The organism is Shewanella salipaludis, assembly GCF_012911865.1.
In the GTDB taxonomy this organism is placed as follows: Bacteria; Pseudomonadota; Gammaproteobacteria; order Enterobacterales; family Shewanellaceae; genus Shewanella; species Shewanella salipaludis.
Window position 1 is genome coordinate 97,664 of sequence record NZ_JAAXYH010000010.1, and the last position, 12,672, is coordinate 110,335.

Below are 12,672 nucleotides of genomic sequence, written 5' to 3' on the forward strand. Positions count from 1 at the left end.
GAAATCAGTAAGTTACACAGGTCAGCCTGTGCCCGCAACCGCGCCCAGTGACCACATCTTCGCCACACAAAACGCCCTTCAAACACAGGGATTAATCGCTGGATAAGGGCGTACTTTCGGCATCAATCAACTGGCGACGGGCAGTGGTCATGGCAAGCCTCGACAGGCAAAAAGGGGATCACTCACAGCCTAATCTAGGGTGTACGAAACTTTAAAAGTTATGGCTGCTGAGATGGCCACCTCGAGTCAGATTTGGTGTACCTAAATCATGGCACATTGCGATGCCGAGACCGAGGTGACCATATATTTCCTATCTATTTATTATTCTTTCATGCATCCAAATCAACAGTGACTCGCTTTACAACAAAGCTTTTAACACTCGTTACTTCTGCAAGACTTGGATCAAACAACGCAGCATTAAATCCTTCTCCAACAGAACTCTTATAGACCACTCCATCATAGCCATAATGTTTAATTAGTTCACAAAGGAATTGGCTAGGAACGTAATCATAAGCAGCTGCTTCGCGCCTAACAGGGCGAGTTAACTCTTCCCCCAGTTTATCTAGAAATTCTATTCCCTTCTTAAGGGAGCCTATGTCACTCGAAGTACCTAACATTTCAAAAGGTGAGGCCCTCAATTTAGGATCTCTCAGATCCAACAATTTGACACTTTCGCTCATTATTATGGTAGCCACACTAACGGCATCTCCGGTATGTGGCCTCACTTCAGACACAGCTGTATCGACTTGGGAAGCTATATATAAGTAAGGAATGCCTGCTGGGTTGGCCCTTCCATGGCCAACCTTATCTTTGGGTGGAGCGCCCATTTCATGGATACCGTATACATCAGATTGGCTATATTGTAATCTAGCTCTAAACCACTCCTCCGGGCGGTCATTTTTCAAAAGTGTAATATATGGAAACATTTGAGAAAGAATTTGTTCATTGATTTGTTTTTTTATAAAAAAACGATTTGAATGCTTCAACTCCTCTTTGAATTCCTCCCATACTTTCAAAGTTGTATCACTTGGTGAAATCGGCAATGAGTAGAGTTTCCGGACAACATTTGCGTCATCTAAAATTTCTCCGAGTAGCACTTGCATTGCTTGAGAGTTCATCTTACTTGACGAGAATAAAAACCAATCATCTCGAAAACAATCAACCAAAGTTTTTCCATTTTCATCTAAAATATATGCATCAACTAGAGGCTCAAATAAAACACAAAGTGAGTTCGGCTCCACGGTTAATACATCTTTACTTTTACAGTATCCACATGTATCAAGTTCAATTGCTTGGTATCTAATGTAATCATAAAGGTATGAATCATTAAAACAATTTTGGCAGCATTTCATCATGGTCAATTCACTCAACTAAAGAGGCCATGAGCTCTATATGATGCTGCATCATCATCTTCTTTAAATAACCCAATCCTGGAAAGTGCTCGCTGTCATAGAGTTGTCTAAACTCTTTCATAGCGTCTGTTTCAGCGATTACAGAATTTTCGAGTTCCAACTTTGACACAAGCTTAGCTAACGCCTCCAAAAACTTACCAGCCGGATCCGCAGGCGTGTCGTTCCTATCAGACTTAAAGTGAAATAAATACATGGCCTCATCATTAGTGGCATCAACATATGTTACATGTATTGCTACAGAGTATGCAGGACCGCCTGATTCTGAATATTCATCACCAACGATAAGAAAGTCACCAAAAGCATTCACCTCCTCAGCTCCATATGTAACATGCAAGTCTGAAAAAAACTCTGAGTCCGGGTGTAATCTATTAGCACTACGTTTAATGAAACCATCTCGAATTAAAACACGACCTCCATTAGAAAAATGGTTCCTATATAACCTGCCACAGTATTGCTCAATAAATATATTTGTAAACTCTACATTTTGATTATTCGATATTAATGAAACAATATCCCTAACATTCGAATAGCCTGAGTGGATTAACGCAACCTTATTCGCAGAAGATCGATCAACAAGAGCCTTTATTGCTTCTAAGTCAATATCATCAGTAAGTAAAACCCCAGGAGAAAGACCTGGAAAATCTGAATGGTTGTCTTTAAAAAAGAGTAAAATTTCTTCATGGTTATTTTTAAAATCACCATTCACAGGATTAATGATTAAAATCACTTTCCCATTTTCATTCTTGATTGCATCAAGAGTTCTCACCAATCCACTCGTTGCCGACTTCACTGGCTCAATTATAGGTATAAATCCAGAGTTACTTATTAATTTAGCATTTTCCTTAACAACTATAAGTTCATACTGCTTACCACGAAAATACGGATAGTACATATCATTAATTCCATTTCAATGCTTCGACTAATGGGGTGTTTACAACTAACTCAAGGTTACTCACATCTTCTTTCTTCAACGACATTCCCAATACGGCAGCGCGGAGTGAATTAGGGATTTTCTTAATTGTGCTCTTAAGCGAGTTCAAACTCCGAGTCTCTCTTAAGACCTTAACCATATAATGGTGAATCACTTCAGGATCTTGAATACTAAAAATTTTCTTCAACTCAGCATATATTCTTGAATTTGGCAACTCAGGAACAGAAACATCTATTTCTTGTAGTATTTTAATTGATTCCTCCCTTCTAATTGAATCAAAAATTGTACTCGGACATGTCCTGCTTGGGATGTTCACTGCCTCTCTATCAACAGAAATTGTATAATTATTTGTTAATGTCATAATCCCCACATCAACCGGCACTATCTCTTTAACAGCATCTATGTGATTTTCTCCAACGATCACATTAACATTTGCAAAAAACTTGCGATAGGAGTCGATCTGCACTTTCAACCTTGATAACTTGTCTCGTTCAGACTTAATTTCATATACAGTAGAAGTTCCATTTAGAACTGCGATATCAGCCTTACTTTTCTCAACCCGAAACTCAGACAACATGGATGCAGTATTAAGTGAATGCTTTCCTAGAAGCACTTTTTGAACAACAGCAGATTTATAAACATACTCCTGCCTGTTCTCAGTTCTAATTAACATTCTGAACATGTATTCATAGAAATCCGCAACAAGAAAATCACTATCAACCGAATCTAAAAATGACGTTTCTTGCACCAAAGATGAAAAACCATCATAGCGCCCTTTTATGGTCATTTCTTGTAGCACAGACGAAGAAAATAATTTTGAAATCGCTGCCAACTGCGCTGTATCGAGTACCTGCTTCATTATACCAAACTCAGATTCTATTCACATATTCAATAAATCGAGAGATATTAGCACAGTTGTACCTTTAGCCCCACTTCGTTCCGTTAATCAGAACACAAAAACTACTACAGATAAATGTCATCTATCAAGATGCATTCCTATATCATCTAAAATGGAACCAAAAATCAACAAAAAGTTTGTAAATCTGGAAGGGATGAGTGGATGAGACACTCACAACTTTTTTGTAAGCACACTGCCGGAAGAATACACCCATCCCCTTCGGAGCGGCCGAGGGCGTTGGGGGAAATGCCGTAGGCGCGTCATGGACGACGCGCCAGCCTCGGCGGTAAAGGGATTTACCATCCGAGGCGTAGGCAAATTTCCCCCCATAAGCCCGAGGGGCTGTCCGCTTCGGCGGGGCGGCACAGGGCCAGCGCTTTCAAAAGAGTAAGAGGGGGATTGCTGTTGATCCCCCTCTTGGTCGGGTGTGGGGTGGCGAGTGTTGCGCAGCAACTCGCTCACGAGCGAGAGGCATGGATGCCGAACTGGCCTTTGTGCATGGATGCATTTTCCCCACGACTTTATACCGCCTGAAAGGCGGTCAGAGCCAGCGCAGCTGGGTCCATTTACAGCTGAATGAAGCCCGCAACGCTTCACCCCCAAGGCTCTGGCCCAACGCCACAGTCAAAACACCAACAAAAAAGCCAACCCTCTCGGGTTGGCTTTCTGTCATTGCCTATGGCGGCCACTGAAACCTAACTGGCCTTGGCGGCAGCCATGGCCGCTAATCGTGCCCTGGCCGCATGCAGCTTCTTGTAGCTGTCGATCAGCTTCTGGTGCTTCTCCAGGCCTTCGAGCTGCGAATTCGTTGGCGTCAGGCCAAAGAAGCGCACCGAGCCTTCGACAGAACCCACCACGGCATCCAGGGTCTCCTGGCCGAACATACGGCCCAGGCTCTCCTGATAGTCTGTTAGCTCAAGCTCGTCGTCGAGGCTGATTTCCAGCACTGCCTGCACGCCCTGGTAGAAGAGGCCGCGGGCGACCGTGTTGTTGTTGTACTGCAGGAAGGTCTCGGTCAGCTCCAGCGCCTCTTCCAGCTCGCCCAGCGCCAGGCAGATCAGCAGCCTGAGCTCGAGTATCGTCAGCTGGCCCCAGACTGTATTCTCGTCGAACTCTACGCCTATCAGGGTGATGATGTCGCTGTAGATATCCAGCTGGCTCTCGTCCAGACGCTCGGACAGCTTGCGCAGCTGGCGGTTGTTGAGAGTGTGCAGGTTGAGTATGTCTTCGCGGTAGTCCAGCGCCTTGTTGGTGTTGTCCCAGATGAGATCCGACACAGGGTAGACCTCAGAGAAGTCCGGCACCAGGATGCGGCAGGCGTTGCCAAGCTCGGTAAATTCGGCGATGTACACCTCCTTGCCGAGATCTTCCAGTATGGCGAACAGGCGCTCACTCTCCTGCGCATTAGTACCCGAGAAGTCCCACTCGACGAACTCATAGTCATGTTTGGCGCTGAAGAAGCGCCAGGAGATCACCCCGGTGGAGTCGATGAAGTGCTCGACGAAGTTCTCCGGCTCCTGCACCGCCATGCTGTTGAAGGTGGGTTTCTGCACATCGTTGAGGCCCTCGAAGCTGCGGCCCTGCAGCAGCTCGGTGAGGCTGCGCTCCAGCGCCACTTCGAGGCTCGGGTGGGCGCCGAAGGAGGCGAACACGCCGCCGGTGCGCGGGTTCATCAGGGTCACGCACATCACGGGGAACTGGCCGCCCAGAGACGCATCCTTGATGACCAGGGGGAAGCCCTGGGCCTCCAGCGCCTCTATGCCGGCCATGATGCCGGGGTACTTGGCCAGCACGTCCCTGGGCACGTCCGGCAGGGCGATCTCTTCTTCTATGATCTGGCGCTTGACCGCGCGCTCGAAGATCTCCGACAGGCACTGCACCTTGGCTTCGTCCAGGTTGTTGCCTGCGCTCATGCCGTTGCTCAGAAACAGGTTCTCTATCAGGTTCGACGGGAAATATACCGTCTCGCCGTCACTCTGGCGCACATAGGGGATGGCGCAGATGCCGCGCTCCCTGTTGCCCGAGTTGGTGTCTATCAGGTTGGAGCCGCAGAGATCGCCGTCTGGGTTGTAGATCTCCAGGCAGTAGTCGTCGAGTATGCCGTCCGGCAGCGCATCATCCGCCCCCGGCTTGAACCACTTCTCGTTGGGGTAGTGGACGAAGTCGGCGTTGGCTATCTCCGGGCCGAAATACTGGTCGTTGTAGAAGAAGTTGCAGCTCAGGCGCTCGATAAATTCGCCCAGCGCCGAACACAGGGCGCTCTCCTTGGTGGCACCCTTGCCGTTGGTGAAGCACTTGGGCGAGGCGGCGTCGCGGATATGCAGCGACCAGACATGGGGCACCAGGTTGCGCCAGGAGGAGATCTCTATCTTCATGCCGAGCTCGGCCAGCTTGCCCGTCATGTTGGCTATGGTCTGCTCCAGCGGCAGGTCCTTGCCGAGGATGAAGGTATGGTGGCTCTCGTCCGGCTTGAGCATCAGCATGGCCTGGGCGTCCTGATCCAGGCTGGCCACGGTTTCAATCTGGAACTCGGGGCCCGTCTGCACCACTTTTTTTACCGTGCAGCGGTCGATGGAGCGCAGTATGCCTTCCCTGTCCTTGGCGGAGATGCTTTCCGGCAGTTCCACCTGGATCTTGAAGATCTGGTTATAGCGGTTTTCCGGGTCGACTATGTTGTTCTGCGACAGGCGAATGCCCTCTGTGGGTATGTCGCGGGAGCTGCAGTACACCTTGACGAAATAGGCGGCACACAGGGCCGAGGACGCCAGGAAGTAATCGAAGGGACCTGGGGCCGAACCATCGCCCTTGTAGCGGATGGGCTGGTCGGCGATGACGCTGAAATCATCAAACTTGGCTTCGAGTCTGAGATTATCGAGAAAATTTACTTTGATTTCCATTGGATAGTTCCGAATTGCTGCTGGGCTTGCCGCTCGCCCCAGGGCGCTGTTCATGACATGCAGTTTAAAAGCATGCCTCGGCCGTGGACAAATAGTGCGAAATTGGGGGAATTATCTGCTTTTTTGGGCCAATAGTCTTGGATTAATTGCCCGCCGCCCCGGCGGGACGCTCAAAGACGGGGCCGGCATGGCTCAGCTTATTCAGGCTAAGCCATGGCCGCGGCAGGCGCTATTCCCTGCCTGGGTTACCGCCTGTGGCATGCTCAATACTGGACAAATACACGAAACCATGTTCATTTGCGTACATTTCGACTAGAATTGACTCAGACGTTCCCTTTTCATTGCGGCTTAAGCGACATCCAAGGCCGCCTTGTCAGCTCAAGATAAGGAGCCGTGTATGACCGGCCTCAAGCAGCAAGCTCACTCCAAAGCCCAGGCCAAGACCCATTCCCAGGAACAGCGCAGTGAAGCCATGGATTACAGCAAGGCCCTGCCGGTGGTATTCAGGATCATGGACAAGTGGCACTGCAATACCGCGGAGCAGCTGGCGATTCTGGGGATAAGCTCTCGTTCAACATTGAGCAAATACAAGGAAGCCAGCGGTGGGCTGCGCCTATCCTTGGACACCCAAGAGCGCATGAGCTACATACTGAACATACATAAATGCCTGCGGACCCTGTTCAGCGCCGATGACAGCGTTTATGGCTGGGTACGCAAACCCAACAAGCATCCCTTCTTCGCCGGTCACAGCGCCATGGATATCATGAAACAGGGGCGCGTGGCCGATCTCTATGAAGTCGCCAGCCGGCTGCATGCCTGGCGCGGAGGCATGGCTTGATGGAGCAACCGCCGCTGACAGGCTACGAGCAGCAGAAATGTTATCGTGTGGTCCCAAGTCGATACCCCACGATCAACCTCTTCGAAGATGTGGCCAATGAAGACGAACTCGAGGCCGTGTGGGCCATAGAAGCCATGACCAACAGCAGGTTGAACGAGCAGGCCGGCGACTTGAATCGGGTGCCCAAGGCAGACTGGTTAACCGGCCTGCCCGGCTGCAATGCTGTGATGGCCGCCTTTACCCATATCAACCCGGAAGGCGCCAGGTTCACCACCAGGGATTTTGGCGGCTACTACTGTGCGCCCTTGCTGGATACTTCGGTCAAGGAAACTGTCTACCATCAGGAGAGATTACTCGGCTATACCGATGAGCCGCCCCAGAAGATACAGATGCGGGTGCTGGTCGCAGCATTCGATGCACAGCTGCTCGACATCACGGGGCCTGACTTCCAGGAGAGCCTGCTCTATAACGGCACCAGCTATGCCTACAGCCAGATCTTTGCCAACGAACAGAAGCTCAGGGATGTGGATGGTATCCGCTACCTGTCGGTGCGTCATCCGGGCCATGACTGCTATGTCTTGTACCGCCCACGCCTAGTCACCCAGATATTGCAATCCAAGCACCTGGAGTACCATTGGAATGGCAATGCCATCACCAATGTGCTCGAAATCAAGCTCTACGGCGAATAGCCATTATGGCTCTAGCCTGGCATGGAGCCCCACGACCCAGGGTGAACGCCAGGTGGTGGTTCACCCTGAATACACAGGCCTCTCCTCAAGAGAGGCGGAGATGCTGTTTATGCACTCGCTCGAGATGCACATTTCCACGGAGCAAGGGTCTACAGCCTTGTTTTCCGTTTTAGCTTCTCATTAATTTCTTGATTTATCATGTCTCTGGCTTCATTAATATCCGACATAAGATCGTGCTGATACTGCACATAGGCTTTATATTTTTCACCGGAAATCAGAAAAACAGCGCCAATTAACACCGCCATATTTATCAGGCAAAACAATAGCGCAGCAAACGTATCCTGCAATAAAATTGCGGGAGCACAGATCAAGGCAAACATAATAGCTTGAAACTTAAGCCATTTAGCACAAAGGAAAGAGCCTCTCGTCACTTTAAAATTAACAAGGTTCAGCTGGATGGCTAATACCAGCAATATCAAAAAATCCCATCTAGGATCTAATTTATAATAGTTATTTGAGATGATAGACACGGACATGCCGGTGCCTATGAGAAGTAACAGGGTCGCAAGCAAAAATGCAATTAGCGTCTTCTTTTTAGGAAATATCCCTATAGGCTCATCGGCTTTATTGTTAAACATTACTCGGCTAACTCCTCATAAATGCCGACAGCGAGCGAGTTGACAGCGCCTGCAGATAGGGGTGATGCCACTTGGCGATCTAACACAGAGGATTGTATACAAAAATCACGAGATGTTGGCCATTTTTGCTGCTAGGATAACTATCCAAATAAATGTCAGATTTGTGAGCTTATTTTGGCCCTAATGCGCAGCAAGTATAGATACCAATGCTGTGAGCCGATGGGATGAGCCTACCAAATACACCCACTTCACGAGTACCCTATGAAAAAAATAATCAATGGCCTAATACTGGGTTTACTGGTCAGCGGCTGTAGCGACCCGGTTAAACAAGACGCCACACCCACGGCGGCCGAGGCTGCAACCTCTGCCCCTGCCAGCGACATAGAGGCTGCGGCCAGCCTCAAACAGCAATTGGTCGATATGACCAAGGACTATTTCGCCCTCAGGCCCGAGCTGGCCACTTACTATGGGGTGACAGATGCCAATGCAGGTGCCGGGGTCATGTCCAGCCTGACAGATTACAGCCCGGCAGGTGAAGCCCATCGCAGGGCGAGCCTCGCAGCCATGCTGTCCAGGCTCGATGCCATGGACAGTGCCAGGCTGAGCCCATCGGATAGGGTGAGCCTGAATGCCATCAGATCCGAAGTCAGGGGCGCCCTGCTGCCGGCCCAGACAGTCGACTATGGCAACGTGCTGGGCGAATACGGTGTCTGGTTCCTGCCCTATGCGGTGAACCATCTTTCCGGCCTGCAGGTTGAATTCCCAGGTTACATGGAAGACAAGTTCGCGGTCACCGACAGCGCCGAGGCCAAGGCCTATCTGGCACGCCTGAGGGCCTATCCCGCGGCCATGGCCGGGCTTATCGCCAAGATGGAGCAGGATGCCGAACTTGGGGTGATCCCCCCGGACTTCGTGATAGACAAGACGCTGCGCGGCCTGGCGGCCCAGATAGCCATGCTCCCTGCCGAGCATCCTTTGGTGTTGAGCTTCGAGGCCAAGCTGGCGGCGGCCGGCGTGGACCAGGCTGAAGCGCTGGCCACATCCGCGACTGAATTGGTCGACAGCCAATATTATGCCGCCACCCGGGCGCTGATTGCCGCGCTTGAAGTCCTGCGGCCGAAGGCGACCCATGATGCCGGCATAGGCAGACTGCCAAAGGGGGCCGAGCTGTATCAGGCCATGATCAAACACCTGGCCAACTCGGACAAGACAGCGGATGAGATCCATCGGCTGGGCCTGGCCGAGGTGGCGCGGATCACCACAGAGATGGACGGCCTGCTGAAAAAAGTCGGCTACACGGACGGCACGGTGGGCGAGCGCATGCAGGTGCTGCTCAAAGATCCCAAGTACCTCTACCCCAATACGGCGGAAGGCAAGCGGCAGTTGATGGCGGATATTCATGCCGACCTGGACTTGGTCAACGCCAAACTGCCGCAGTGGTTCGGGCGCTTGCCGGATCAGGAGGTCGCGGTCGAGGCCGTGCCCGACAGCCGCGCCGCCTCCACCAGCGGCGCCTTCTACGATGCACCATCCCAGGACGGTTCGCGCAAGGGCACCTTCTGGATCAGCCTGTACGACACTGCCTCCCTGCCATCTTACTCGCTGCAGACCCTGACCTACCACGAGACCAACCCGGGCCATCACCTGCAGACCATAATAGGCCTGTCCGACACCTTGCCGTTGATGAGTACTCTCTTCTACTCCAATGCGGCGGGCGAAGGCTGGGCGCTGTACGCCGAGCGCCTGGCGGCAGAGATGGGTATCTATGCCGATGATCCCATAGACGATATAGGCCGCCTGCAATCCGAGCTGCACCGCGCCGTGCGTTTGGTGGTGGATACCGGCATGCATGCCAAGGGCTGGAGCCGCGAACAGGCGATCGACTATGCGGTGGCTACCGAAGGCATACACCTGGATGAGGCCACGGGCGAGATCGAGCGTTATTGCGTATGGCCTGGACAGGCGCTGGGCTACAAGCTGGGCGAGCTGAAGATCATAGAATTGCGTGAGAAGGCGAAAAAAGTACTGGGCAGTCGCTTCGATATCAAGGTATTCCACGACCGCTTGCTGGAAAATGGCGCCCTGCCACTGGCTCTGATGCAACAGAAGATAGAAATGTGGCTGGATTCTGTGAAGTAAGTTAAGTCAGGCAAGATAGCTATCAGGGTCAAGATGCCTGCATCTTGACCCTGTTTATTGGCGGCTTTCAGGCGCCCTGGCCGGCAAACTTACGCCGATAGTGCTTGCCCAGGTAACGAATGAAGCCGACGCCTATGACCCCGGGCAAGATCCACGACAACAGCTGTAGATTGCCATGGCTGACGAACAAGCGGCTGCCACCGAAGGCGAAGAAGGCGGTGTAACAGGCGATGCCTGAGCCTATCATGGCCCCCAGATGCTCTATCCACCATTCCATCTTGCTCAGGCTGGCCTTGAAGCTGTAGCGCAGGAAGCCCCCACCCACCAGCGTCCCCAGTACGCCGAAGATCACCGGCAATATTTGTTGCTGACCATGACCCCAGATGGCCAACAGCGGACCCGCGGCCGTTAGGCCCGCCATCAGCAGCAGATGGACAGGCGCCTGCAGCTGCCGACGTTGGGTCTTGTGACGCAACACCAGGACCCCATGCCTGACTGTGGTGACGGTCAACAGACTCAGATACAACAAGAAGATCCAGGTGTTGCTGCGCGTCGCTATCTGCTGCGCCAGCGCCTCGGCATCCTTGGCCGGATGCGAGATCACCGCCAGGGGATCGAGCAGGCCAAGGGTCGCCATGATGCAACCTGTGGCCGCGACACAATACATGGCATACACATAATAGCGGCCGAAACGGCTGTGGTTGGCACTGCCCTTCCTGAGGAAGGCCGGTAGCCAGAACAACACCAGGGCGAAGGCGCCGGCGCCGATATGCAATGTTTGTGACAGGGTAAATATGGCGTTCATCATCAAGCTCCTTAACTGTTGAAGCTTGATGATATGAAATGCCCCCATGACCCATAAGTGCCAAAAGTCACTTTATTGCCTCACATTCATGGGGTAATGTCGCCGCCCTTGACCATCGTAGATCGGTTCGCAGGGCAATAAAAAGGCGCCACTGCAGTAGCCGAGTGACGCCTGGAGCCGGCGCTGACAGGCCGGGCGCATGGCTGACCGCCAAGCTCTACACTAAGAGCCTACTCCTTGAAACTGATGCGCACCTTCTTGGCACCATGTTGGAGTTCTTCGGGTTTTGGCACATGGATGGACAACACGCCTCTATCATACTTGGCGGTTATGGCATCGACATCTGCGTTGAAGCCCAAAGGGATCTGACGGTTGAATAAGCCAAAGGAACGTTCCCTGAAGTGGTAGCCTTTCTCATCCTTGTCTTGTTCGAATTTCTTCTCACCCTTAATGCTCAGGTAGTTACCTTGAACTTCGACTTCTATGTCCTTTTCGTCCATATCGGGTAACTCGGCCTTGATCTCGAAGTACTCGCCGCATTCTTTTACATCTATTGCGGGAAACAGGTTCTGCCGCTCTGCCCTGACACCAGGCCAGTTAGACATCCAATCTCTGGCAAACTCGTCGAAGACGTTGTCTAACCTAGATTGCAGTGCAGTCCGGGCATCATCTCTGTGAAAGATGGAGGGGAAAATTGATTTCATGACAACCTCCTTACTACCCTGACGCTATTCAGGGGCCGAATATAGGGCCGACTCACCCAATATTCACGCCCCCCGAAGCCCGGATTTTCCGGACTCCCTACTATTATTTTAGTACAAGGGCTGAGTTATAACCTTACTATTTGCATGGTCTTGAAGTCTCAGTATCGCCCCGGCCAACTTGGCGATACTGAAGCGAATGGCCAGGGGCATGGCAGCGAATTCTATGCTCAGCAGCAGGTTTTTCACCTCCAGGCCCAGCTCGGTATCGCCTTCGATGCAGAGCCGCCGCTGGAAGAATAAGGTATCGGGATCTTCCTTGCCGGCCGCCACCAGCACCAGTTCCTTCGACTCGGCCATGAAGGTCACCGCCGGGGGCTGCTCCCCCATCTCACGCACCAGCCAACGGCCGTCGAAGCCGACTTCGAAGGCCAGCGCCAGATCAGGCACTTGGATCCCGACCCATTTATCCTCCAGGAAGCTTAACTCGCCCTCCTTGGCCTGCCCGGCGAGGATTAACCCCAACACCCTGGCGATCAACGCCGACTTGAGCGGGAAAGGCACCATGGCCAGCGGACGACGGGCAAACCTGGGAACCCCATCCAATAGCTTCTTTGCCGCCACTACGGTGAAATCTGTGTGCATCTTGGCACTCCTGCTGAATGACTCAAAACTGCCGCCAAGTTTAACTGCGCTTTCCTTTGGCAAACCTGTTTTACATCAA

Annotated in this window: 11 protein-coding genes; 3 read left to right on the top strand and 8 right to left on the bottom strand. The window is 51.7% G+C overall.

The window, feature by feature from the left end:
• Positions 1-329: 329 nt before the first annotated feature.
• The 4 genes from HC757_RS13785 to HC757_RS13800 form a co-directional block, all read right to left on the bottom strand.
• The gene (locus HC757_RS13785; protein WP_169564952.1) at positions 330-1,370 is read right to left on the bottom strand and encodes an RES family NAD+ phosphorylase; all 1,041 of its coding nucleotides are present in this window, start codon (positions 1,368-1,370) and stop codon (positions 330-332) included.
• Positions 1,363-2,304 carry a sce7725 family protein gene (locus tag HC757_RS13790; protein WP_169564953.1) on the bottom strand — a complete coding sequence of 314 codons (942 nt, stop codon included), beginning with the start codon at positions 2,302-2,304 and terminating at the stop codon, positions 1,363-1,365. Before HC757_RS13790 ends, HC757_RS13785 begins: the two co-directional genes overlap by 8 nt.
• A 4-nt stretch (positions 2,305-2,308) precedes the next feature.
• Positions 2,309-3,202, bottom strand: a complete 894-nt coding sequence (locus HC757_RS13795) for a sce7726 family protein (protein ID WP_169564954.1) — start codon at positions 3,200-3,202, stop codon at positions 2,309-2,311.
• Between the two features lie 734 nt (positions 3,203-3,936).
• On the bottom strand, positions 3,937-6,138 hold the full coding sequence (locus tag HC757_RS13800; protein WP_169564955.1) for an OsmC domain/YcaO domain-containing protein: 2,202 nt from the start codon (positions 6,136-6,138) through the stop codon (positions 3,937-3,939).
• 397 nt (positions 6,139-6,535) lie between these two features.
• Between HC757_RS13800 and HC757_RS13805 the strand changes: the two genes are divergently transcribed.
• Both HC757_RS13805 and HC757_RS13810 read left to right on the top strand, forming a co-directional pair.
• On the top strand, positions 6,536-6,976 hold the full coding sequence (locus tag HC757_RS13805; RefSeq protein WP_211164416.1) for an MbcA/ParS/Xre antitoxin family protein: 441 nt from the start codon (positions 6,536-6,538) through the stop codon (positions 6,974-6,976).
• Positions 6,976-7,665, top strand: a complete 690-nt coding sequence (locus HC757_RS13810) for an RES family NAD+ phosphorylase (protein ID WP_169565007.1) — start codon at positions 6,976-6,978, stop codon at positions 7,663-7,665. The genes HC757_RS13805 and HC757_RS13810 overlap by 1 nt, the downstream gene beginning before the upstream one ends.
• 149 nt (positions 7,666-7,814) lie before the next feature.
• On the opposite strand, the gene HC757_RS13815 is transcribed toward HC757_RS13810, so the two are convergent.
• Positions 7,815-8,303, bottom strand: a complete 489-nt coding sequence (locus HC757_RS13815; RefSeq protein WP_169564956.1) for a hypothetical protein — start codon at positions 8,301-8,303, stop codon at positions 7,815-7,817.
• Positions 8,304-8,564: 261 nt separating this feature from the next.
• Here HC757_RS13815 and HC757_RS13820 point away from each other — a divergent pair, with 261 nt between their 5' ends.
• Entirely contained in the window at positions 8,565-10,442 is a 1,878-nt protein-coding gene (locus HC757_RS13820) for a DUF885 domain-containing protein (protein ID WP_169564957.1), read from the top strand.
• A 67-nt stretch (positions 10,443-10,509) separates the two neighbouring features.
• Here the strand turns inward: HC757_RS13820 and HC757_RS13825 are convergent, their stop codons facing one another.
• From HC757_RS13825 to ubiT, 3 genes are all read right to left on the bottom strand, one after another.
• Entirely contained in the window at positions 10,510-11,250 is a 741-nt protein-coding gene (locus tag HC757_RS13825; RefSeq protein WP_169564958.1) for a hypothetical protein, read from the bottom strand.
• A 227-nt stretch (positions 11,251-11,477) separates the two neighbouring features.
• Positions 11,478-11,951: an Hsp20/alpha crystallin family protein gene (locus HC757_RS13830; RefSeq protein WP_169564959.1), complete on the bottom strand. Its 474-nt coding sequence runs from the start codon at positions 11,949-11,951 to the stop codon at positions 11,478-11,480.
• Positions 11,952-12,059: 108 nt separating this feature from the next.
• Entirely contained in the window at positions 12,060-12,593 is a 534-nt protein-coding gene (ubiT, locus tag HC757_RS13835) for a ubiquinone anaerobic biosynthesis accessory factor UbiT (protein WP_169564960.1), read from the bottom strand.
• Positions 12,594-12,672: the final 79 nt, after the last annotated feature.